The organism is Candidatus Zixiibacteriota bacterium, assembly GCA_021159005.1.
Lineage (GTDB): Bacteria > Zixibacteria > MSB-5A5 > UBA10806 > 4484-95 > JAGGSN01.
Window position 1 is genome coordinate 13,022 of record JAGGSN010000076.1, and the last position, 22,674, is coordinate 35,695.

22 protein-coding genes are annotated in these 22,674 nt (G+C 41.1%); 12 read left to right on the top strand and 10 right to left on the bottom strand.

The window, feature by feature from the left end; genetic code table 11:
* The first annotated feature begins 7 nt into the window (after positions 1–7).
* Positions 8–1,297: a class II glutamine amidotransferase gene (locus tag J7K40_04745; GenBank protein MCD6161704.1), complete on the top strand. Its 1,290-nt coding sequence runs from the start codon at positions 8–10 to the stop codon at positions 1,295–1,297.
* A 14-nt stretch (positions 1,298–1,311) separates the two neighbouring features.
* Here J7K40_04745 and J7K40_04750 read toward each other — a convergent pair whose 3' ends face one another.
* The 3 genes from J7K40_04750 to arfB all read right to left on the bottom strand — a co-directional run bounded on the left by J7K40_04750 (position 1,312) and on the right by arfB (position 3,570).
* Positions 1,312–2,052 carry a class I SAM-dependent methyltransferase gene (locus tag J7K40_04750; GenBank protein ID MCD6161705.1) on the bottom strand — a complete coding sequence of 247 codons (741 nt, stop codon included), beginning with the start codon at positions 2,050–2,052 and terminating at the stop codon, positions 1,312–1,314.
* 107 nt (positions 2,053–2,159) lie between these two features.
* Positions 2,160–3,152, bottom strand: coding sequence for a VanZ family protein (locus J7K40_04755; GenBank protein ID MCD6161706.1), 993 nt, complete (start codon positions 3,150–3,152; stop codon positions 2,160–2,162).
* On the bottom strand, positions 3,145–3,570 hold the full coding sequence (arfB, locus tag J7K40_04760) for an aminoacyl-tRNA hydrolase (GenBank protein MCD6161707.1): 426 nt from the start codon (positions 3,568–3,570) through the stop codon (positions 3,145–3,147). The genes J7K40_04755 and arfB overlap by 8 nt, the downstream gene beginning before the upstream one ends.
* Before the next feature lie 353 nt (positions 3,571–3,923).
* Here arfB and pgsB point away from each other — a divergent pair, with 353 nt between their 5' ends.
* The 9 genes from pgsB to J7K40_04805 all read left to right on the top strand — a co-directional run bounded on the left by pgsB (position 3,924) and on the right by J7K40_04805 (position 12,790).
* The gene (gene pgsB / locus J7K40_04765) at positions 3,924–5,096 is read left to right on the top strand and encodes a poly-gamma-glutamate synthase PgsB (protein ID MCD6161708.1); all 1,173 of its coding nucleotides are present in this window, start codon (positions 3,924–3,926) and stop codon (positions 5,094–5,096) included.
* A gap of 13 nt (positions 5,097–5,109) precedes the next feature.
* On the top strand, positions 5,110–5,553 hold the full coding sequence (pgsC, locus tag J7K40_04770) for a poly-gamma-glutamate biosynthesis protein PgsC (GenBank protein ID MCD6161709.1): 444 nt from the start codon (positions 5,110–5,112) through the stop codon (positions 5,551–5,553).
* Complete coding sequence (gene pgsW, locus J7K40_04775) at positions 5,550–6,695, top strand: poly-gamma-glutamate system protein (protein ID MCD6161710.1); 1,146 nt, start codon at positions 5,550–5,552, stop codon at positions 6,693–6,695. Before pgsC ends, pgsW begins: the two co-directional genes overlap by 4 nt.
* Before the next feature lie 7 nt (positions 6,696–6,702).
* A complete protein-coding gene (locus J7K40_04780) occupies positions 6,703–7,590 on the top strand; it encodes a hypothetical protein (protein ID MCD6161711.1) in 888 nt (295 codons plus the stop codon).
* A 2-nt stretch (positions 7,591–7,592) separates the two neighbouring features.
* The gene (locus tag J7K40_04785; protein ID MCD6161712.1) at positions 7,593–8,645 is read left to right on the top strand and encodes a hypothetical protein; all 1,053 of its coding nucleotides are present in this window, start codon (positions 7,593–7,595) and stop codon (positions 8,643–8,645) included.
* Positions 8,646–9,152: 507 nt separating this feature from the next.
* Positions 9,153–10,118 carry a tRNA epoxyqueuosine(34) reductase QueG gene (gene queG / locus J7K40_04790; GenBank protein MCD6161713.1) on the top strand — a complete coding sequence of 322 codons (966 nt, stop codon included), beginning with the start codon at positions 9,153–9,155 and terminating at the stop codon, positions 10,116–10,118.
* An 83-nt stretch (positions 10,119–10,201) separates the two neighbouring features.
* Positions 10,202–10,636 (top strand): Rrf2 family transcriptional regulator, encoded by a 435-nt coding sequence (locus tag J7K40_04795; GenBank protein ID MCD6161714.1) that lies wholly within the window; start codon positions 10,202–10,204, stop codon positions 10,634–10,636.
* Positions 10,637–10,841: 205 nt separating this feature from the next.
* A complete protein-coding gene (locus J7K40_04800) occupies positions 10,842–11,936 on the top strand; it encodes a hypothetical protein (protein MCD6161715.1) in 1,095 nt (364 codons plus the stop codon).
* Between the two features lie 416 nt (positions 11,937–12,352).
* Complete coding sequence (locus J7K40_04805; GenBank protein ID MCD6161716.1) at positions 12,353–12,790, top strand: peptidylprolyl isomerase; 438 nt, start codon at positions 12,353–12,355, stop codon at positions 12,788–12,790.
* Between the two features lie 49 nt (positions 12,791–12,839).
* On the opposite strand, the gene J7K40_04810 is transcribed toward J7K40_04805, so the two are convergent.
* From J7K40_04810 to J7K40_04840, 7 genes are all read right to left on the bottom strand, one after another.
* Positions 12,840–13,727, bottom strand: a complete 888-nt coding sequence (locus J7K40_04810; protein ID MCD6161717.1) for a complex I NDUFA9 subunit family protein — start codon at positions 13,725–13,727, stop codon at positions 12,840–12,842.
* Positions 13,728–14,333: 606 nt separating this feature from the next.
* A complete protein-coding gene (gene rho / locus J7K40_04815) occupies positions 14,334–15,581 on the bottom strand; it encodes a transcription termination factor Rho (protein ID MCD6161718.1) in 1,248 nt (415 codons plus the stop codon).
* Between the two features lie 108 nt (positions 15,582–15,689).
* Complete coding sequence (gene rsfS / locus J7K40_04820; GenBank protein ID MCD6161719.1) at positions 15,690–16,031, bottom strand: ribosome silencing factor; 342 nt, start codon at positions 16,029–16,031, stop codon at positions 15,690–15,692.
* Positions 16,032–16,034: 3 nt separating this feature from the next.
* On the bottom strand, positions 16,035–16,547 hold the full coding sequence (locus tag J7K40_04825) for a LytR C-terminal domain-containing protein (protein ID MCD6161720.1): 513 nt from the start codon (positions 16,545–16,547) through the stop codon (positions 16,035–16,037).
* Between the two features lie 34 nt (positions 16,548–16,581).
* Positions 16,582–17,040, bottom strand: coding sequence for a hypothetical protein (locus J7K40_04830; GenBank protein ID MCD6161721.1), 459 nt, complete (start codon positions 17,038–17,040; stop codon positions 16,582–16,584).
* Positions 17,041–17,128: 88 nt separating this feature from the next.
* The gene (locus tag J7K40_04835; GenBank protein MCD6161722.1) at positions 17,129–17,884 is read right to left on the bottom strand and encodes an NTP transferase domain-containing protein; all 756 of its coding nucleotides are present in this window, start codon (positions 17,882–17,884) and stop codon (positions 17,129–17,131) included.
* A 144-nt stretch (positions 17,885–18,028) separates the two neighbouring features.
* The gene (locus J7K40_04840; GenBank protein MCD6161723.1) at positions 18,029–18,376 is read right to left on the bottom strand and encodes an aspartate 1-decarboxylase; all 348 of its coding nucleotides are present in this window, start codon (positions 18,374–18,376) and stop codon (positions 18,029–18,031) included.
* Between the two features lie 356 nt (positions 18,377–18,732).
* On the opposite strand from J7K40_04840, the gene J7K40_04845 reads away from it, so the two are divergent.
* Together J7K40_04845 and J7K40_04850 are read left to right on the top strand one after the other, a co-directional pair.
* The gene (locus tag J7K40_04845; protein MCD6161724.1) at positions 18,733–21,081 is read left to right on the top strand and encodes an SLBB domain-containing protein; all 2,349 of its coding nucleotides are present in this window, start codon (positions 18,733–18,735) and stop codon (positions 21,079–21,081) included.
* A 42-nt stretch (positions 21,082–21,123) separates the two neighbouring features.
* Positions 21,124–22,290: an aminotransferase class I/II-fold pyridoxal phosphate-dependent enzyme gene (locus J7K40_04850; GenBank protein ID MCD6161725.1), complete on the top strand. Its 1,167-nt coding sequence runs from the start codon at positions 21,124–21,126 to the stop codon at positions 22,288–22,290.
* The last annotated feature ends 384 nt before the right edge of the window (positions 22,291–22,674 follow it).

The following is a 22,674-nucleotide window of genomic DNA, read 5'->3' on the forward strand; positions in this document are numbered from 1 at the left end:
GAGGGGTTTGTTTGATTTAATTGCCAAATACTGTTTGGCAGATAATGGACGTATGCTGCATGCGCATACGTATTATGATTCGATGTTGCGGCTTTTTCATTATATAAAGCTAATCGGGGCAGTATTTCTCGTTGCATATCCTTTGGCGAATTCAAATATTAATGCCGAATCATTGCCCGACTGCCAAGCTCAAATGAGTCCGGCTCTCGATTATAGCGGCTTTGAACATAACTGCAGATTATGGGCTGTCATATCAGACAGTATAACAGACAGCGTAATTTACAATCAGCTTATCGCCTATCCAAGATCGCTGAAAAATCTTTCGATGAATATCAATATTGATGGCTGGGGCATCGCTTATTATCCCTGTTTTGGAGATTCATTATATATTGATAGAGGAGCTATGCGAGCATTTGATGATCCTAATTATGACTTTACGGTTGCTCGCATCGATTCCCTGAAGCCAAATATTATCCTGGCGCATATAAGGAATTGCACTTCCGGCTGCTGCTGTCATGGCTGTGAATCTATTCCTAACCCGCATCCTTTCCGAAGATGTAAAAACAACAGAAATTGGGTATTCGCGCATAACGGTCGTGTCGATGAAGCTTTACTATATGATTTAATTGGCGATGAATACCTTGATGAAAACCCTCTTAACGGTTCCGATATACCCGAGTGCGACCCTGCCGATTCATCGCTGGTAATTGATTCCGAGTTGTATTTTTTATATCTTCTCAAACGCATAGAGAATAATGACTGGAATGCCGCATCCGGAATTATTAATGCGCTAACTGATTTAGTCTATACTACAGCAGGCGGATATTATAATTTTATTTTAAGCGATGGTTATACTATCTGGGCATATCATAAAGGCAACCTATTATACTATTTTTATGATAATGAAAACAATTTCTGCGCCGCTGCTTCAATATATCCCTCCGGCGAACAGGAACAGTGGCAGGAAGTTAGTAATTACGGTTTGGTGGTTTTGACCGCCGATGAAGAGCCGGTATTGATTAACCCGCATTATGTTCCGGGCGATATTAATGGCGATAAAAGATTATTAGGCAGCGATATTACCTATGGCGTGCGTTATTTTAACGGTACCGGAACTCCCCCTCCTGATAGCTGCCATAACGATTCAACCGGTACCTGGCTATATGCGGCTGGCGATGCTAATGGCAATTGCGAATTTATAGGGTCTGATATAATTTATCTCGCAAGATATTTCCTAAGTAATAATCCGCCGCCATGCTGGTGTCCGCAAACGCCGCTTTATAATGAAGCATATTAATCAAGCAATTTATCTTAGATAGATTTTGTCGAGATGCTTGTAAATAAAAATTCGCTTAAACCCGAAATTCCTTTGAGTTTACCTTTTCTTGAATCTGATTTCAAATCATTTGCTCGGCAGTCTTTATAGTTTTCCCATTCCTCATAAGTGATTTTAAACCCGTAATGGGATAGAAACCGGCGTATTTTGGGGATAGTAAATGTATGAGGATGACCTTTATCGATTCGTAATCTCGATACAATTTCATGCAGCGTCGCTCCCCATAATGGGTGAAGATTTACGGTTAGATATAATATTGAATTGGGTTTTAGCAAACGGCTCATCTCTTTCATAACGCCGTCGGCATTTTGAACATGATCGATAACATTTTCAATAATTATAAGGTCGAAATAAGCGTTTTCGAATGGCAAGTTCTCGCCCTTTTCGTTCTTATAGACAACATCCTTGCCGCGAAGTTTAACCAACTCGGGTTTAGAGGCATAGAAATCGCATAACGGATCAATCGCATATTTTTCTGCCGCCCCAAAAAAGGCCGTAATGCCAACTGGCCCGCTGCCTATTTCAAGAACTTTAGCTGTTTTAAACGATGGCGTGTTTTCAGGGATAGCTTTTGCTATTAATTTTAATAAATTATCAGCCCGCCATTTATACCATGATAATTGACCGGAATCCCCTTTGCCAATTTTTTTGGAGGCGGATTCCCAGAAAGATTTTTCATATGATTGAGCTTGATTCCATCGAGATTCTGTTGCCATAACTTATCCTATTTTAATTAATTATATGTTCTCCTAATATCTTCGTCAACTATATTCTACAATTAAGTTATTTAATTATAATTCAGCAAGCCCTAATTACACGGCTTTCATTTAAGCATAATATCATCAATATAAAAACTGAATGTATCGGGAGGGTTGTGAGCAAATAGTAAAACTGCCGCGATTGCTGTCATATCCATTTCACGGTTGACCAAACCCTGCCGGATTTCCTCAATAGAAATATCAATTTGATTAAAACCGGGCAAAACAGTAAATGAATAGTTGAATCTATCTTCCCAGGTCTGATTGTAATGTAAATCATCGATTCGAATATGCAAAGCAATAGGTTTCTCTAATTCAGAATATATGGAAAAGCAGAAAGTGCCGTATGCTGTCCAATCGGGATATGGTTCTTTGATATTTAAGCCGGGATATTCTGCCGGCAGGAAAGTCAGCCTGCCTGCCTGTTCACCTTTAATGTTTTGCCATCCCTCAGGCAGGGCAGTTATTTCTAATTTGGCATCCTGAGGTTCTAAAAACTTATTTTCCAGAATCGATTCAAAGCCGCATATAATTGGAAAATTCCAATTTCTATATAGATATGCGCTCCCCCAGATTGCGGCGGGCAAAATCGAAAAGATAATAAGCATTAACAAGCCTGCGGCTAAAATAATCATAAATTTCTTATTCCTGTCCTTAAATAAACCGGCCATTTTACCATCGCAGATTAAATAAGCGCCAAGAAATATAATTGCTCCGATTATATCGCGAACAACATCCCAGATATCGGCATCACGCGGACCTGATATTTGAAGATATTCGAGCATCACTCCCAACATAATCGTAATGCAAAAGGCAAAAATATAATGCAAATACCGCTTCTGTATTTTCGTCCGCAAAATTATAAATGAAAGATTGAGAATAAGCACAGACATTATTCCAAAAAGCGGTATATGCCCCCAATTATGGATTTCTCTCCAAAAGAAAGTATTCATCGGCAGATTGAATTTTAATAGAATAAGTATAATTGCGGCAATCGCAAAAAATATTAGTATTATTGGCAGGCTTTTTTTCATGGTTGTTTTCGTAGATTTACTCATCAAATAGCGCTTTTTTCGAGCGTTCTTGTTTTAATCTGCTGCGATGTTTTTTCTCATCGAGACGATGTTTGATTGCCGTTTTCGGTATTGTCGTTTTTTTGCGGGGAGGTTTTTCCCTAAGCGCATTACTGAGCAATTCTATAAAACGTTTAATCGCTTCCTCACGGTTAGCGCTCTGGCTTCGATGTTTCTGAGACACAACTCTCAATATCCCTTTGTTATTAATCCGGGTTTTCAGCTTTTTAGAGATAAGTTTCTTTTGATATTCCGATAGACCAGGCGAATTGAAAACATCAAACAGCAAAGCCGCCTTGCTGTTGACTTTGTTAACATTCTGCCCGCCCGGTTTGCCGCATCGGGAAAATATGAAGATTAGTTCATCCTCCGCAAGAGCAATATTTTTTAATATATCTATCATCGCTATTTGTGAATTAACTGATTATAATATCGGAAACAAGTTTAAAATATACCGGGAATTTACCCATTTTTTCAAAGACTAAGGCATCCACTCGCCACAGCTGGTTAGACTGTTGATAAAAGGCTAAATGTCGATGTTTGCCGGAGTTGCTCAACATCTTGCTGCTCTATGGGTCGTGAATCAAGCAGGTTTCACTTGTCGAATATTGTTTAAAGAACTCTATGAAAAAGGCCGGACAGTAGTGTATTGGGAATATTTCAAAAAAAATGCCGCAATAAATAAAATTATTTGCTATAAAGTATTATTAATGTATATTACTATTGAGGAAGAGAGGAGCCGGAAAGAGATTTTATATGTGGCTCGTTTTTTTGTTAGTATTGGTTCTTTCAGCTTACGGCTTCTATGAATATAGTCGTCATAGCAATAATATAAATCAAATATCAAATCGCATTCACATTAATGGTACGCGCGGTAAATCATCGGTAACCCGATTAGTTGGCGGCGGTTTAAAGGGCGGCGGCAAGCAGGTTTTCATAAAAACTACCGGCACCAGCCCCCGTATTATTGATGTTGACGGCAAAGAGTACCCAATTAGACGTGTTGGCTCCGCCAATATTATAGAACAGCTTAAAATTGCTCGACAGGCAGTTGCCGATAAGGCAGAGTATTTTGTTGTCGAGTGCATGGCGCTATTTCCCGGTCTTCAGTATATAACCGAACACCAGATGATTCGATCTCAGGTTGGAGCTATTACCAATATCAGGGAAGACCATCTCGATGTTATGGGACCTCGGATTGAGGATGTCGCTCAGGCGATTTGCAATACTATCCCCCGAAATGGAATGCTGTTTACAACGGAAAACAGATTTATTGAAACCATAAATAAACGCGCCTCGGTTCTTAATACGGAAGTTATTTCGGTAGATCCGGAAACAGTAACGGTGGACGATTTAGCAGGTTTCTCTTATCTTGAACATAAAGACAATGTAGCCTTAGCGCTGGCGATTTGCGAACATTATAATATCGACAGACAATCCGCTCTCAAGGGGATGCATCAAATCAAACCAGACTCCGGAGCTATGCACAAATACTCTATAAATATTCACGGCAAGACAATTGAATTTGTCAACGCTTTTGCCGCCAACGATCCCGATAGCTATCGCGCTATCTGGAAGATGTTTGAATTCCACAAAGGCAATAAGAATCAATTTATAGTTCTTGTAAATTCACGTCAGGATAGAATTCAGCGAGCCGAACAGCTTGGCGAGTTCATAGCCCGAGAGGTGGAAGCGGATTACTTTGTAGTATCCGGAGAATATACATACCCATTGGTGCAAAAAGCCATAAAGAGCGGTTTGTCTCCTGAGATTATTAAAGATATGGGAGGACAATCGGCTGATAAGGTATTTAATTATATATGCGATTTTACTGATAAATCATCACTGGTTGTTGGAATTGGAAATATTGTGGGGCTGGGTGATGAGATAGTGAAGTATTTTATTAATAAAGGGAGGATAGTTGCCTGAATCGACATTAATTATGCAGGCTATCGGCCTGGGACTTGTTCTGAGTTTGATTTTTTCTGAAACTTTGGGGCTGGCTGCCGGCGGTATGGTTGTCCCCGGATATATTGCCTTGATGATTCATCAGCCGCTTCGTATTCTCGGCACTATTGTTGTCTCGCTAATAACATTTTTAACCGTCAGGCTGATGTCTCATCACATGTTTATATATGGGCGCCGCCGCACAGTTATGATAATACTTATTGGCTTCTGTTTCGGCTGGGCATCCAGGGAACTTTTTGTGATGACACCATCAGGCTTGAGTGTCGAGTTTCAAACTATCGGTTACATCATTCCCGGTCTTATTGCCAACTGGATGGAACGTCAGGGGGTTGTCCAAACAATATCCATGATGATTGTTGCCGGCGTGTTAGTGAGGATGCTCTTAATGATATTCACAGGCGGGGAGGTGATATTGTGAGGCAAAAAGTAGGCAAACCTTCGTATGCATTATTAGTATTTCTGACCATATTTTCCCTTTTTCTTTTCTATTTAGCTGAAAAATCTCAAACGCCTCGCAAGGCGGCTTATTACGACCAGAAAATAGCGGCGGCAGAATTAACTAAGCAGGCTCAGGGCGTGATTAAAGATGAGCTGGTTCGGCTTGGCTATGTTATCGATATCCAAAATGACCCGAATATGACTGGTTTGATTGGCCCGCTGTCATCGCTTATCACCACCGACCGCGGTTATATCCGGGATAAGCTGATTTCTACTAATCCCAATAACAGCGCTGTCTTAATTGATTTGTTTCATAGAGCAAAGTTGCAGCCCGGAGACCATATTGCTGTAATGTTTACCGGCTCTTTGCCGGGAATGAACATAGCGGTACTTGCAGCCTGTAAGATAATGGAATTGACGCCGGTGATTATAACCTCTGTCGGTCCCTCATCATGGGGAGCAAACCGGGAGAAGCTTACCTGGCTGGATATGGAAAGCCTGTTTGTGAAAAGCGGGCTATGGCCTTACAAGTCGGTTGCCGCATCATTAGGCGGCGGCAATGACCATGGCCGCGGTATTTCGCCGGAGGGCAGAAACTTGCTTAAAGAGGCGATTAATAGAAATGGCGCAGGACTAATATCATCAATATCAGAAGAACTGCCGTTAGGTTCGCTTGAGGATAACATAGAAGCAAGAATCGAGATTTTCGATATGGAAAAAGGCGATGAGGAATTTAAAGCTGTTGTTAATGTTGGCGGCGGTTTGGCAGCGGTAGGCTCATCACAAAACGGACGTTTAATCCCCCCGGGATACAATGCCAGGCTATATGAAAGGCAATTACCGGCAGTGGGCGCAATAAATATTCTGGCAGACCGCTTGATACCGGTTATCCACCTGCTTCAGATTACTCGTTTTGCCGAGAAATACAAACTGCCGGTCGATATTACAGCCGAGCCAAAAATCGGCGAGGGTCCTGTTTTTGTCCAGGAAAAATATTCTATTATGACAACAATAATCTATACGCTCATACTAATCGTCGTTCTGTGGGCGGCTATTAGAGTTGATTTTAGATATTATATTTATAGAAATAAGCATCTTTTCGTTCGGAAAAACATTGGATGAGGATAACATGAGATTTAAATATTTATACATTGTATTATTTCTTGCACTTTTTATAATTGCTTCGGATATTTCGGCTAAAAATACAATTATGCCGTTTGGACGACCCAAATCCGTTGCCTTTGATAACCATAAAGGTAGAACATACACCTATTACTGCTTGGTAGATGGTCAATCGATGGGGTTTGCGGTCGAGGGACCGGCGAAGATTGATATTAGAAACAGAGCCGGTTTGTCGAACGAGGATATGCGGGCTGAATATCAGGTGCAGGTTTGGGAGGATGAATATTTAGTCGCTGCCGAGAAATTCAGGAGCAAAGCCGTTGATGCTGATATGAAAAATTCAGACCTTTTACCGGCGGCTTATCGCAATATCAGTTTCGATATTCCAGCCGGCGTCCATAACTACCGTCTCTGGCTGGTTTCGGAAAATATTGATACTGTTTTTATCCGGCTGTATAAATCAGAACTATCCGATGACAAGCTTGTCGAGAGCAATATGCACCTGCTTGATTTTAAACGTCGGGTGCATCTGTATTCAAAAAAGAATCAGACACCATATTATCTGTTGGATAAAGAAGAGGGCGCGAAACTGAGAGTTGCCGGTCCCACAGATATAATTATCCGGTGTCGGGCTAATTTTAGCAATTCTATGGATGGCAGAATTGGCTACACTATTTCAATTATGGAAAATGACAAGGTAATCGAAACTCTATCGGCAACGACCTCCAAGTCGCTGATTATGGCTTATCAGGATTATACCGGTGTGGTGCCCTCCAAGCCGACCGAATTTATTTTCAAGGTGCCGACAGGAAATCATGTTTATACGTTCATATTAAAAGAATCAGCGGCGGAGACAATCAGTGTTCGTTTTTCTCTGCCGAGACAGAATAAGTAGTTATGTTAATAAGCAGTAAATATCTCAATCGATGCCGCCTCTCGACCTTAATTGTGATAATTGTTCTGTGTGTCGGTATCGCGCCTTCCGTTTGGGCTGATAGTTTCAACTATAATGTGAGTTTGCGCGCCGGATATGATGATAATATCATCAACTATTCCGATGCCGACCTCGACCAGATGGATGATACCAGCGCTTCAGAAAATAAGTTCGCAATAGAATCGAAAGATGATTTCATTATCATATCTAAACTTGAAGCGGTCTTAAAAACTAATATTGCCGGACACAGCACGCATTTCGGCATAAGAGGGGCTTACTATTACTATCAGGATAACGATATTAAAAGATATTATAAAGCCGGGGGATTTATCAAACGATACCTGAAAAAGGGAGTCTATCTGCAAACATCGTTCGGCTATATTCCGGATTATTACTATCGCAACAGCTACAGCTCGACAGCGGGGTATCAGGAAGCCAAGTTCGATAAAATCACCGCGGAGGTTAAGTTTTCAGCGGTTTTGTTTAATAGCCTTAGAGGCAATCTTTACTATTATTACTCCAGCAAGGATTTTATTCCGTTGTTTGATGAACGAGATATTACCTCCCATAGCGGCGAAATTCAATTGATTTACCGTCCGGCTAAGCTGTGTAAAGTCTGGGGTTCCTATAACTACATTACAGCCAAAGGAGCCGGCGCGGATAATGTCGATTTTCGGCGCGATACGTCATACGATTCAAATTTACTATCTTTAGGTTTGAGGTTCTATTTGCAGGGCATTGCCAGTCAGAAATTTGAACTTGCCGGTAATGGCTCATATAAAATCATCTATTTTAGAACTATTAAGATTACAAACGAAGACCGCTACCGCATTGGCCGAACTGATTATAGATCATCTTTTAGTTTCTCTGTAAAGCATTATATGTCATCGAAATTTAGTATTGGCATAACATTCAACAGGATTATCAAAACAACAAATTTGCCGGCGGAAGATTTAAAGGCGTTTTTAGAGTACTCATCTAATTCATACTATTCTATTTTGAGTTTTGCATTTTAATAGATATTTTTCAGGAGTTTCCCTTAGATTTGCGCTTATATAAAGTTATCCCACCCCCGCTTGAGGCGGGGGATGGGGCACCCAATTTTTAAATCCACTTGTTAGCTGAAATGTTGGGTTTCTCCCTCTGGTCGGAACCCGACCTGCTGCTGTTTATCTATTATCAATTGGTTATGCGTCAGGATGGAGGGAACGACATCCTGACGCCCGGGAACTTATGCGGCGCTTCATTAAAAAACAGATTGAATTGCAGCCGGATATATATTTGGTTATGCGTCAGGATGGAGGGAACGACATCCTGATGCCCGGGAACTTATGCGTCGCTTCATTAAAAAACAGATTAAATTGCAGCCGGATATATATATTTGGTTATGCGTCAGGATGGAGGGAACGACATCCTGACGCCCGGGAACTTATGCGGCGCTTCATTAAAAAACAGATTGAATTGCAACCGGATATATATATTATTCATTCTAAGGTAAAGCTATAAAATTAACAGGAAATCCGATGTCATCAAAAAACGATAGCTCGCTTAAAAAATCAATCAAAACCAAAGCCAAAGAACTTGGTTTCGACCTCGTTGGTATCTGCAAAGCCGAGTACAGCCCGGAAAATCACAACTACCTGCTTGAGTGGCTAAGCAAGGGCTATCATGGCGATATGGATTACATGAGCAGAAAACCCCGCCTGCGAAGCGACCCCAGTCTTTTCCTTGAGGGAGCGCGTTCGGTAGTCTCAGTAGCGATGAGCTATTATAAGAAACCCGGATACCATAAAGATAAGCCGTATATATCCATATATGCGCGCGGCAAGCCATATCAGAAAGTTCTTAAAGACAGGCTGAAAGCATTGCTTGAATATATCAAAACAATCAAACCTGATGTTAAAGGCAAGATTGCCGTTGATACATCGCCGACATTCGATAAGCTGTGGGCTGAAAAAGCCGGTTTGGGCTGGCGCGGCAAGAATACGCTTCTGATTAATAAAAACCTTGGCAGCTTCCTGTTTTTAGGCGAGCTTTTTCTCAATATCGAAATCGAACCCGATGAACCTGTAAAGAACCTCTGCGCCGCGCCCGACAGCAGGTTGGCAGATTGCCGTAAATGCCTCGATTCATGCCCGACAGGCGCTTTGGAACAGCCTAACCAGCTAAATGCATCAAAATGTATATCCTATCTCACAATCGAAACCAAAAGCCGGCTTGAAAACCCAGAACTTATTGGCAATCACATACTTGGCTGTGATATTTGCCAGCTTGTCTGCCCTTTTAATAAGAATATTCCAGCAACAAAAACCAGTGAGTTTATGCAATCGGAGCATTTTTATGAAAGACCTATAAAAAACGGGCATAATCTCACCGAAAGTGAATTTTATCATAAATATTCGGGAACTATTATAGACGAATATGGATTTTATAGATATGTTAACAATATGAGGATGGTAAAAAGGAATATTAATACTTTTAAATCATAAACTATTGAATAGGCTTGACATTAGTAACCTGATTGATTAAATTTGATAATGATAAAATAGACCTTTAAAGAAAGAGGAACAATATGCAGATTTCAAGAAAAGCAGATTATGCGATTCGAGCTTTGATTTATGTTGCGGCAATTAATGGCGAGCGAACATGCAGCATCAATGAAATCGCTGAAAACGAAAAAATCCCCAGAGAATATCTGGCTAAAATCCTGAAAGAGCTAACCCAAAAAGGTTTTCTTAATAGCTATAAAGGAGTAAATGGCGGCTACCGTATGCGGAAACCGCGCGAGGAGATAACATTTCTTAGTATTCTTGAGGCTACTCAGGGACCATTTATCATTAGTTCATGCAACATGGATGAAGAAGAAGGCGGCTGCAAGGGCAAAGATAAATGCGCCTCGTACGAATTCTGGAATGACCTTCAAAAAAATCTGAAGGCAATTTACTCCGATATGAATCTAAGTAAAATCGATTATGATAAATATTACGGTTTTCTTAAAACCAAGTAAAAAATTCACTGCTTAATATTGTTTTGCAGAGATGCCAATTTTTCTCGAAAGTTTTTACTGTTTAATGGTACCGGAACACTTTCCTGCGGTGGTAGATATACATCGAAAAAGAGTAATTCATCAAAAACCGCTGCGGGAAAGCGAATAATATATCATTAAAATATGAACCATCATCACAACACAACTTATAACATCATTATCAGCCATGCGAAAACCTAAAGCAATTGCTCTGTATTCGGGCGGCCTCGACTCTGCCTTAGCCATACTTGTTATGATGCGTCATGGCGTACAGGTTGAAGCCATTAGATTTTCGACCCCTTTTATCTGTAATATATACGATTCGTCCTCCGATGATTCTGATTCCTATCTATCTGCCAAGCAATTAAGCTTTCCGATTAAAGTACATCGTCTGGGCAAGAAATTTGTCGAGATTGTGAAACACCCCCGGCACGGCTATGGCAAAAACCTGAATCCATGTATCGATTGCCGTCTTTTGATGCTGCGGGAAGCTAAAGATTACATGGAAATGACCGGCGCTGATTTCATTATAACCGGCGAGGTTTTAGGTCAGCGGCCTATGTCGCAGATGCGCAACACGATAAACTTAATCGACAAGAAATGCGGTTTGGGGGGACGGCTTGTCAGGCCGTTATCGGGAAAGCTTTTTGAGCCGACACTGCCTGAGAAAGAAGGATTGATTAAACGTGACTGGCTTTTAGATATCAATGGACGCTCCAGAAAAAGGCAGATGCAGTTGGCCGATGAGTTCGGCTTGAAAGAATATACAAATCCTGCCGGCGGATGTTATTTAACCGACAGCATCTACTGCAAAAAATTGAAAGACCTGATGATGCACACTAAGAATTTCGATTTCAATGATATAAATCTATTAACCGCCGGTCGTCAGTTCAGGCTCTCGGAAAATTGCAAGCTTGTAGTCGGCAGGGATGAAAAAGAAAATGATAAGCTCGTTTCTCTGATTAAAGATGATGACATGATCATAGAAGTTCTGGATGTCGGCTCGCCGATTGCCGCGCTCAGGGGAGAAGTTCAGGTTGAGGATATAGAACTTGCCGCCGCTATTGCCGCCCGCTACAGTGATGCTAAATATAAGGATTCGGTGATGGTCAATGTTTTAGATATAGCTGGCAGCTGCATATCAGATAAGGATAATTCAAGCCATTCGCAGAGTGAATTTATCAGTTCGGCTGCCGAGCAAAGGGACATCAGCAGACGCCGTAGTTATGATATTACGGTTAAGCCTGCCGATGCGGATACCGTTGATAGCGTGAGGATATAGATTTGTAGAGTCAATCTGCCAGAGGCGTCCGCCATAGGCGGAAATGACTTTCCTATATTTTTTATGAATAATGCGCGCTAATATTTTCAAGCAAGCACTATGTAGGGCAGGTCTTTCCGAGACCTGCCTCTTGGTTATGCGTCAACTACGTAGGGTGGTCGGGTGCCCCACTCCCGCCCAAAGCGGGAGTGGGCTGCCTCATTGGCACCTTTATAAAGGAATCCCACCCCCGCTTGAGGCGGGGGATGGGGCAACCAATTTTTAAACACACCTGTTAGGTTATGCGTCAGGATGGAAGGGACGACATCCCGACGCCCAGGAGTAATTCTGCCTAAGAAAGCGCTTGCAGTCTTAATCGTTTTCCGTTAACTTATTATTCAGGTTCTATTGCATTAAAACCAACTCCGGAGGAGTAGATGAAACAGGCAGATCTTGGCGATACGGTAAAAATACACTATATAGGCAAACTTGAAAATGGGTTGATATTTGACTGCACCCGAGACAATGAACCGTTTGAGATACAAGTCGGCAGCGGCAAATCCGTACCGGGTTTTGAGATGGGCCTCACCGGTATGGCAATCGGGGATAAGCGCACTATTGCCGTGTCGCCGGAAGATGGTTTTGGCTTGCGGGATGAAAAATTGTCCGATAAAATAAATAAAAGCGACTTGCCTGATAATATTACAATAGCTGTTGGCAAGCAATTGATGATGCCTCACTCGGATGGCGAGTTCATTCGGGCAACAATAACAGAAATACAAAGCGACAGCATAACTGTTGACTTGAATCATCCGTTAGCCGGCAGGAAACTTATATTTGAAGTTGAAATGCTTGAGATAGTGGAATCATCATAATCTTACAAGCGCAGTTATTATAACCGCCAAGCTTTAACCTGCCTTATAATTATTTTAAATACTTTTTTATTCCCTCGGCAAAATTAATTGGGGTAATATCGAGGTCGCTGAAAAAAGAATAGCTGCCGGAGGTATTTTCCGCTAACAGCATTTTAATCATATCAACAGTTATCGGGATAGGCAGGAAACGCCCATAAAGCCTGGCTTTGAATTTCACGAATCTGACCGGCTGGTGGAATTTCCGGATTTTCTTTTTGCCCAGCGCTAAACCGATAATATCGAGCATCTCATCAAATGTATACTTGTCCAGACCGGCTATATCATAAGTTTTACCGATTGTCTGGCGTTTGTCAATTGAGCGAACGAATCCCTCGGCAACATCATCGACAGATATCGGCTGAAGGCGATACTTGCCATCCCCGATAACCGGAAAAATCGGAGATAACTTTAATACTTTCACCAGCAGATTCACGAATTTATCCTCCGGTCCGAACACTACGGATGGTCTGAAAATAGTATAATCCAAGCCGCTCGCCTTGACTACATTTTCGCCCAGATGTTTTGTTTCCATATACTCGGTGTCGATATTATTGGCTGTGCCAAGAGCCGACATATGCAGGAAACGTTTAATGCCAGACCCTTGCGCTGCTTTCACTAACGACATAGGTATCAAATGATGAGCGTAATCAAATGAGGTCTCTTTCGTTTCCTTGATTATGCCTATCAGATTAATAACCACCTCGCAGCCCTCGAGGATTTTCCTAATCTGCGAGGGGGAATCGTAATATATGTAGCGCGACTCCGTACCCGAAAAACTGGCGATTTTGAGCAGAGAGCCCGGGCGAATCAGGGCGACAACATGATGGCCGGCCTTAACAAGCCTTTTTATTATCACTTTTCCGATAAAACCGGTTCCGCCGGCGATAGCTATGTTCATAATATTATAAATAACATACGCATTTTCTATTCATCCTTATATGCTGCAAATATATATGAGCTTGAAATTAAATCAACTGAATTTTTGTTTTCCGTGGCTGGCGTATGCCCTCGCCCAAAGGCACGTTTGTACCATACGGCCTGTAGGGTATGCCAATTGGCGTTGACATTACAGCAGTAGGGCAGGTCTTTCCGAGACCTGCCTATACAAAACGGTGATTATCGATGAGTATTAAATGTGATGATACTATAAACATTTTGAATAGGCAAAAGTCGTCCGCCTGAGGCGGATGCCCTACTTGGCTGATTATAAGCATACAGATTGCCGCGTCGCCCGCCAAAGGCGTCCGCCTAAGGCGGACTCGCAATGACTTTCTTATATTTTTTGTGAATAATGCGGGCTAGTAAGTCGAGTTCCGACCGGAGGGAGAAACCCAACATTTTGGACAGTGACAGGTGATTTGCTAAGGGAAAGGGCGGCATATTGCTGCGAAAGGTGTCGGGTTTCTTGTTCATCCGCCTAAGGCGGAGAACCCGACCTGCGATTGTATAAAAAAACGGGGAAACTCCTGTAATATGGCGGGCTGATAAAAAATGCCTTAGACAGTTAGCTGCTCATCGAATCCAAAAACTTAGCGTTAGTCTTGGTCTTAAGCAAACGGTCTAAAATAAACTCCATGGCGTCAACCGGGCTCATCTCGTTGAGAAACTTGCGCAGAATCCAGATACGCTTCAATTCATCGGCGGTCAACAGCAGTTCTTCCTTGCGAGTTCCCGAACGGTTAATATCAATAGCCGGGAAAGTGCGTCTATCAGCCAGGCGTCTGTCAAGCACTATTTCCATATTGCCGGTACCCTTGAACTCCTCGAAAATAACATCATCCATGCGGGAACCGGTTTCAATAAGTGCTGTGGAGATGATAGTAAGCGAGCCGCCCTCTTCGATATTACGAGCCGCTCCGAAGAAACGTTTTGGTTTCTGCAGGGCGTTTGAATCAACGCCGCCGGACAGAATTTTGCCGGAGTGAGGTACAACAGAATTATAGGCGCGCGCCAGACGAGTAATCGAATCCAGCAGGATGCAAACATCTTTTTTATGCTCGACCAGCCTTTTGGCTTTCTCGATAACCATCTCAGCGACAGTAACATGCCTGTCGGCGGGTTCGTCAAATGTCGAGGAGACAACCTCAGCCTTAACAGTCCGCTCCATGTCGGTAACTTCCTCCGGACGCTCATCAATCAACAGCACGATTAATTTCATATCAGGATGATTAGTAGTAATCGAATTAGCGATTTTTTGCAGGATAATTGTTTTGCCGGCTTTCGGCGGCGAGGTAATAAGACCGCGCTGCCCCTTGCCGACTGGCGTCAGCATATCCATAATTCTGGTAGTGGCATCCTTAGAATCGACCTCAAGTTTAACTTTTTCCTCAGGGTAAAGCGGGGTAAGATTATCAAACATAATTTTATGTTTGGCGATTTCCGGGTTTTCGTAATTAACCGCCTCGATTTTTAAAAGCGCAAAATATCTTTCGGTTTCTTTCGGGGGACGAACCTGACCGCTGACAGTATCTCCCGACCGAAGATCGAATTTTTTAATCTGTGAGGGGCTAACATAAATATCATCAGGACCGGGAAGATAGTTATAGTCCGAGCTTCGCAAAAAGCCATAACCTTCAGACAACACTTCCAACACTCCCTCGGCAAAGATAAGACCATCCTGCTCGGTTTGCGCCTCGAGGATTTTAAAAATCAGCTCGGATTTTTTCAAGCTGGAGACACTGGGAACCTGAAGTTCCTCGGCTAACGATGTAAGGTCATTAATAGTTTTTGATTTTAATTCAACAATATCCATAAAAAATACTCCTTTTATATCATTATTTTATGGGAGAAACAGAGGCCAGCTAAATCGCCTCCGCAGCCAACTCGTTATCAGTTAATTCGTTACGCGGTCAAAAGGTTTTTATTCCAGTTTTTCGCCAGGCGCATCTCCCCATAATTTTTCAAGTGAATAGTATTCCCTGACATCGGGTTGAAAAATATGCACAACTACTGTTATATAGTCGAGTAAAACCCATTTAAGGTTTTTATAGCCCTCAACATGCCAAGCGCGAACATCTTTTTGTTTTAATCCCCCTATTATATTGTCAGTAATCGCCTTTACATGAACATCAACAGAACCGCTAATTATTACAAAATAATTAGTTACATCCGAACTCTTGCGAAGATCCATAAGATATACATCGAATCCGTTTTTCTCAAGGGCGAGTTTTCCAACTTTGCGAGCTATTTGTTTAGGCGTCAATAGTTAATTAACCTCGTTTATTATGTTTTTTAAAACTGATGAGTAATCACTGCCAATTATAACGGTTACATCAATATCAAGCAAATTATCAGACAATTTCTGAATTAGCAGCTGGTCTTGCTTGACTTTCGCAAGCTCAGCAACATACAAGACGGCATTGGAATAATGGCCGTTATTTTCCTGGTTTCCCTTGCGGTCTAATATTAATGTATGCTCGAAATTACTCACTTTCGCATTGCCTTTGTCGATAACGTCAAAGAATACCTCAGGGGATGACTCCATGAAGGCTTTAGCCATAGTTTCAGCGGCTCCGCTTACACCGCAGCCATTTAAAAGTTGAAGGCGGATAATTTTGGGCACAGACTTGGATAGGCTAACTTCCGAGCGCGGTAAAAACATCGAAACTAAAAACACGACGATAAAAACCGATAGAAATATCACCGCCCAGCCTGTTATTCCAGGGCTTTTTAAATATTTACTGCTTGTTTTCTTTTTAGATTTTCTTATTGTTGGCATGTTTTTTGGGAGAAATTAATAGTAATGTTGGCGTCTAACGATCCCCCTCCCGAGAATAATAATTGTTATCATATGCAGAATTGTTGTCCTGATAGAATAGCGGCGTTTGCCGGTAATTAAACCGGAATAATAGATTTTTCGTAGGCCTATAGCTGATAGAAATTGCCGGCAATATACGACCATCAGTTAAAGAAACTCCGCTTGTATTAAAAAATGCTCCGGGTTGATGAACATACGCAATATCCAATTTTATATTAAGCGGATTGGATACTTGGTATTCAATAGAATTCAAATACATGCCCAAGCTTTGCGAACCGGAATTCGATGACATGAACATAAACGAATAACTTTGCGACATGTGAAAACGACTGGGGTCAAAAAGTGAAAATGATGATTTAGCAGGAGCATAACTCAAAGGTAAATTACTTTGAAGCTGAGCATAAGCCGAACCAGCTAACAATATGACCGCAATTATTAAAATAAATTTTCTCATTTCCAATATTTACCCTCCCACTAAATGTGGTTAATAAAGTTACAACGCTAAAATTGTTCTGTCAATCTTTTTATTGTTTTACTGAAATCTATTTTCTTTGTTCCTTGATTTTGGTTTCCATCAAAATTAATTCTTCTTTAGAGTTGATTCCAAGTCCTTCATCCGGATTATCGGAAATGAGCGCCGACACCTTTAGGCCTCTTTCCCGAAATAGAGCGATTGTATCAGTAAGATAATACTCAGATTGGGCGTTTTCCGATTTTAACTGTTTTAGAACCGGTTTTAATTCGCGATTGTCAAAACAATAAGCGCCGGTGTTAACCTCATCGATTTGACGAATATTATCATCGGCATCACGATACTCGATAATAGCCTTCAAAAAACCATCCCGATTGCGGACAATTCTGCCATAACTGCCCGGCTTATCAAGCCGCGCAGTTAACACTGTTGCGGCTGACCCGGTTTTTCGGCGCTTTTCCAATAAGCCGGCAATAGTCGAGGAGGAAATCAGCGGCATATCACCGCATAGCGCTAATAGATCGCCGTTAAAATCACCAAGGGCAGGCATGGCTATCTGCACCGCATGGCCGGTTCCCAGCTGCGGCTGTTGAATAGCAAATTCAACTCCCCTGTCGGCAAGTTTTGTTTGAACAAGTTCATATTTATGGCCAATTACCAATATGATTTTTTCTACTCCAGCCTGCCTGACATTTTCAATAACATAATCGACAAGATATTTATCGCCAAGTTTATGAAGTATTTTTGGCAAATCAGATTTCATACGTTTGCCGAGTCCTGCCGCCAATATGACAGCCGCTGTATTACTTTTGATTGCATCACTCATAACGTTTAAATATCCAAAGTAAATAGTAAGGTTGTTAATTGGTTAACTTTCAAGAATTGCGTTCCTAAGTAAAAAGTTTAGCAATAAATAAATATAGCTTAATATCCTGCTGCTATAATGAGAAACCAACAATAATGATATTTCCTATGCCGGTCTGTTTTTTTCATCCACTTTAATAATTATCGGTTTATGGTCAGCTATTTCTTCGGGGTGAAGATGACAGTAGGAGATTATAATTATTATATCGCCTTTTATTCCCAGACGAGCCGCCGGACCGTTCAGGCATATTTCGCCGCTGTCGGGCTTGGCCTCAATTACATAAGTTTCCAGCCGATTGCCGTTATTGAGATTGACCACCTGAACTTTTTCGTGGGGATATATGCCGGCAGTTTCCATAAGCTTTTTATCGATAGATATAGAACCATCATAATTGAGTTCAGCGCCGGTTATAGCAGCCCGGTGAATCTTGGATTTCATTACCGTGATAAACATAACTTTCCTAACTTGAAATTAATAGCTAAAAACCCTTTTGACAAGACTTTTTTAACAATTCCGAAAAATCTCATTAATTATCTAATCGTTGATATTATTCAATAATAACAAACCAACTACAACTAAATATTTATCGTCATTTATATTTATATATAGATAAGAACATTTTTCAGTTAAAACCGAAACATTTTTTCCCCTTTTTGCCGCTTTAAATAATATTTTCAACTGAAAACTTTATCTTTTTAATTGACTGATAATGTATTACAGGGAATATCTCAAATCCGGCGGCAGCGGCACGTTGTTTGCCATTAAATCATATGGAAAATAATGATTAATTCTTGTTATCGGGAAGGATTATGAAAAGAATTTTAATTTGCGTGTTAGTATGCCTGCTAAACGTTGTCTTCTGTTATGCTCAATTGACGCCAGCCCAAAAAGAACTGTTTGAAAAATACGATAATAAAAGAAGCGTACGGGACACCGAAACCGAAAAATATTCATCGCCGGAAATCTATGAAATTGATGATGACACAACGAAGATTTTTAATAACGAAAAATTGTCTGATAAGGAGAAAGAAAAGCTTAAAAGACATGACTTTTTAACTGATTGTGAAGATTCCGGTGAAGTAAAGGAGCCGGAACTCAAGCTTTTTGGCCATGACATTTTCAATGATGTCGATTTGTCGTTTATTCCAAACCCTTATGATTTACCGCCTGATGGTTATGTTTTAGGACCGGGCGACAATATTATTGTCAATGTCTGGGGGCGGGCTGATTTGGAGCTGAATCTTACAATTGACCGTGAAGGCAGGATTTTTATCCCGAAAATTGGCGAACTAACAGCCTCGGGTCTTACGCTTACACAACTTACGCAAAGACTTAAAAAAAGCCTCAATGAAGTTTACTCCGATAATCAGCTCTCGATATCATACGGCAAACTTCGCCAGATAACCGTATATATATTCGGTGAGGTTAATAAGCCGGGCGGTTATACGGTTTCCTCGCTTTCCAATCTTCTTCATGCTCTTTATACAGCCGGAGGAATAACCGAAAACGGCAGCCTTCGCAATATCAAACTTATTCGCAATACCAAAGTTGTCAATAGCTATGATTTATATGACCTTCTATTAAAAGGAGATAGCAGCAAAGGTTTAAAACTGTTATCAGGCGATGTTGTCTATGTACCAGTAAATGGGCCGCTGGCAGCAATAGCCGGCGAGGTGAAACGTCCGGCAATATATGAATTATCAAGCAATGAAACAATAGTCGAGGCGATTGAACTGGCAGGCGGCATCAAACCGGAGGCTTATTTGCAGTCGGTCGGTTTGGATAGAATCGGGCCAAATGACAGCCGAATATTAAAAGACTTGAATCTTGCTGATAGCAATAATACCGAATTAAACAATATAAAACTTCAGGATGGCGATAAAGTTACGGTTTATTCCATCTATGATTTTCATGAGAACCGGGTTTTTCTGTCAGGTCATGTCAAACATCCGGGTTCGTATGGTATAAATGATACGATGAGAATATCACATCTAATAGCTAAAGGAGAACAACTTAAGGAAAATGTCTATTTAGATAGAGCAGATCTGTTCAGAATTAAAAGCGATGGTTCGCAGTCTATTATCCCAATCAATTTGGAGGATATTCTTAATAATGAAAATGATTGCGATATTTTGCTCGCGCCATTTGACAGCTTAGTGATTTATTCTTTCGCTGATATTGCGAGAACTAAATATGTCAGTATAGGCGGAGAGGTTAAAAAACCCGATAAGTATAAATTATACAACCAGATGAAGCTTTCGGATTTGATATTTTTAGCTGGCAATCTGACCAAACAAGCTTATTTGGTTCAATGCGAAGTGGCTCGGGTTAATCCCGGCAAAGCAGCTGATATTATGCTTATTGATCTTGAGGATATATTGAATAACAAGAAGCCTGAAGCTGATATTTTGCTCAAAGAGGATGATCATGTTTTCATCCGTCAAATCCCCGACTGGCAGCCAATTGAAATTGTTACTATAGAGGGAGAAGTGTTTTTCCCGGGCAAATATGCTATCAAGGATAAAGATGAAAGACTATCGGATTTAATCGCCAGAGCCGGTGGAATTACGCCAACTGCCTTTCCCGAGGGAGCATTGTATTACCGTAAAACAATTGAAAAAAATATCTCAAAGCGGAATATTGGCCAGATAATTCAAAACACTCAAGAAGCTTATTATGATTCTACCGGAAGTATAAAAACGGAAACGCAGGTAAAGTTTAACCCCTCACAATTGAATCGGATAATAATTGACTTGCCGGAAATGTTGAAAAATCACGGCAGTCCTCTCGATATTGTTTTGGCGGATTCGGATTATATCTTTATACCTAAATATCCCTCCGGCGTCCAGATAATCGGCGCCGTTGCGGCAAATGGAACTATTTCCTTTATAAAAAATAAAAAATCGCAATACTATATCGAACGGGCAGGAGGCTGCACTCCGGATGGCGACAAGTCTGAACTGCGGCTCGTGAAGCCTAATGGCATGGTCTTTTACGGCCGCAAGGCGCGAAACGCTAAAATCCAATTAGGGGATGCCATAGTAATCCCCTCAAAGATTAAACGGAAAACTAATTGGGGCAAAATCCTGACCACTTCAGCTACCATAATTGGCACAATGGCAACGACAGCTCTTGTTATAGATAGATTAAATGAATAATTGCAAGAAGATGACTTGATGATAAAATAATGAGGCGTATTTATGAAAAAATATTTAGTTAAGGCAGCCCCGCATATATTTGATATGGAGGAACCGGAAAATGGCTTATCGGCGGCAATATCAGGTTTGGAGGAAGAAACATTTTTAAGGCTTAACCATAATGAGGCAACTGTTACTCCCTCGCCTTTGGTTGCTCGGGCAATTTCAGAATCGTTGAACAGCTTATCATTGAACCATTATCCTGATTTCAGGTCGAAAAAACTGCGCACCAAATTATCAAATTACACTGGTGTCGAGGCTAATTGCATAGCCTGTTATTCTGGCATGTCAACAGCTTTAGATACTTTAGTTAGAACCTATCTTCAACCGGGCGATGAAGCGATAACTGATTGGCCAGCCGAAAGGATGTTTAAAGAATACGCTGTTGGCGCGGGCGCCAGAGTAATTTCAGCAAAACAAACTGATTCTTTTAAGGGTAATATTGAAGAAATAACCGCTTATATAACCTCCAAAACAAAGCTTATATATTTGCCTAATCCAAACAGCATTTCAGGTTCGATAATTACTGAGGCAGGGATAGTATTTCTGCTCTCTTATGCCAAAAACGTATTAGTGGTTATCGATGAATCATATTTTGAGTTTTATGGCTTATCAGTAGTCGATTTGATTGCAAAATATTCCAACCTGACAGTTATCAGAACCTTTTCCAAAGCGTTCGCCTTAGCCGGATGTGATGTTGCCTATCTTTTAACAGATGCGGATAACCTGCAGCATATTAACAGACTCGGATACTATAAGGGACCTGATGCCTTAGCTCAGATTGCTGCAGAGGCGGCTATTGATGATATTAACTATACTGCCAATTATGTTCATTTAATCAATGAATCGAAAAAAATGCTGTCCGAAAATCTGACAAGATTTGGATATGACTTCAGAATAACCCCGGCAAATTTCTTCCTGCTGAAAATTAATGATATTAATAATTTAACAGAAACGCTGACAGAAAATAAAATATTTATAAACAATCTTCTCGGCATTCCTGGGTTCGATAATTATGTAAGAATTACTATCGGCACACCATCACAAACCGGAGTTTTATTGGATATTTTAGCAAAATCAGCAAGCGGGCAAATAAAAAGTTCTGGTAAAAAACCAAACAGAATAAAAGTATCCAAGGCAAACCAAAAAGAACTTGAAGCGACTCATTAATCCGAAGAGGATTATTGGCGCATAATAAATTCAATATTGCCGGGATATATAATTCAATTGTAATCTCGGCAACTTGCTGTCTGTATATTTATTAATTACCTTGTACTGTCGGAAGTTACTTCCGACAGCTCTGACAGAAGAGTCCGCCTATGGCGGATTAAAATTTATGAATAATGCAGAATCACTACTGTCCGGCCTTTTGTCCGCCTTAGGCGGATGCTTTAATGATGTCATGTCATTCCCAACACTGCCCGCATCATTCCCAACACTGCCCGCGTTATTCCCACACTGCCCGCGTTATTCCCACACTGCCCGCGTTATTCCCACACTGCCCGCGTCATTCCCAACTTGATTGGGAATCCAGAGATTGGTCATGCCGATACC

Coding starts and splice junctions, on each gene's coding strand:
- J7K40_04755 (MCD6161706.1), bottom strand. CDS start 3,152: ATGAGTAAATCTACGAAAACAACCATGAAAAAAAGCCTGCCAATAATA.
- J7K40_04800 (MCD6161715.1), top strand. CDS start 10,842: ATGCGAAAACCTAAAGCAATTGCTCTGTATTCGGGCGGCCTCGACTCT.
- pgsB (MCD6161708.1), top strand. CDS start 3,924: ATGTGGCTCGTTTTTTTGTTAGTATTGGTTCTTTCAGCTTACGGCTTC.
- J7K40_04750 (MCD6161705.1), bottom strand. CDS start 2,052: ATGGCAACAGAATCTCGATGGAATCAAGCTCAATCATATGAAAAATCT.
- J7K40_04825 (MCD6161720.1), bottom strand. CDS start 16,547: ATGCCAACAATAAGAAAATCTAAAAAGAAAACAAGCAGTAAATATTTA.
- pgsC (MCD6161709.1), top strand. CDS start 5,110: ATGCAGGCTATCGGCCTGGGACTTGTTCTGAGTTTGATTTTTTCTGAA.
- J7K40_04845 (MCD6161724.1), top strand. CDS start 18,733: ATGAAAAGAATTTTAATTTGCGTGTTAGTATGCCTGCTAAACGTTGTC.
- J7K40_04785 (MCD6161712.1), top strand. CDS start 7,593: ATGTTAATAAGCAGTAAATATCTCAATCGATGCCGCCTCTCGACCTTA.
- J7K40_04840 (MCD6161723.1), bottom strand. CDS start 18,376: ATGTTTATCACGGTAATGAAATCCAAGATTCACCGGGCTGCTATAACC.
- J7K40_04850 (MCD6161725.1), top strand. CDS start 21,124: ATGAAAAAATATTTAGTTAAGGCAGCCCCGCATATATTTGATATGGAG.
- J7K40_04780 (MCD6161711.1), top strand. CDS start 6,703: ATGAGATTTAAATATTTATACATTGTATTATTTCTTGCACTTTTTATA.
- J7K40_04835 (MCD6161722.1), bottom strand. CDS start 17,884: ATGAGTGATGCAATCAAAAGTAATACAGCGGCTGTCATATTGGCGGCA.
- J7K40_04805 (MCD6161716.1), top strand. CDS start 12,353: ATGAAACAGGCAGATCTTGGCGATACGGTAAAAATACACTATATAGGC.
- J7K40_04810 (MCD6161717.1), bottom strand. CDS start 13,727: ATGAACATAGCTATCGCCGGCGGAACCGGTTTTATCGGAAAAGTGATA.
- rho (MCD6161718.1), bottom strand. CDS start 15,581: ATGGATATTGTTGAATTAAAATCAAAAACTATTAATGACCTTACATCG.
- queG (MCD6161713.1), top strand. CDS start 9,153: ATGTCATCAAAAAACGATAGCTCGCTTAAAAAATCAATCAAAACCAAA.
- arfB (MCD6161707.1), bottom strand. CDS start 3,570: ATGATAGATATATTAAAAAATATTGCTCTTGCGGAGGATGAACTAATC.
- J7K40_04830 (MCD6161721.1), bottom strand. CDS start 17,040: ATGAGAAAATTTATTTTAATAATTGCGGTCATATTGTTAGCTGGTTCG.
- J7K40_04795 (MCD6161714.1), top strand. CDS start 10,202: ATGCAGATTTCAAGAAAAGCAGATTATGCGATTCGAGCTTTGATTTAT.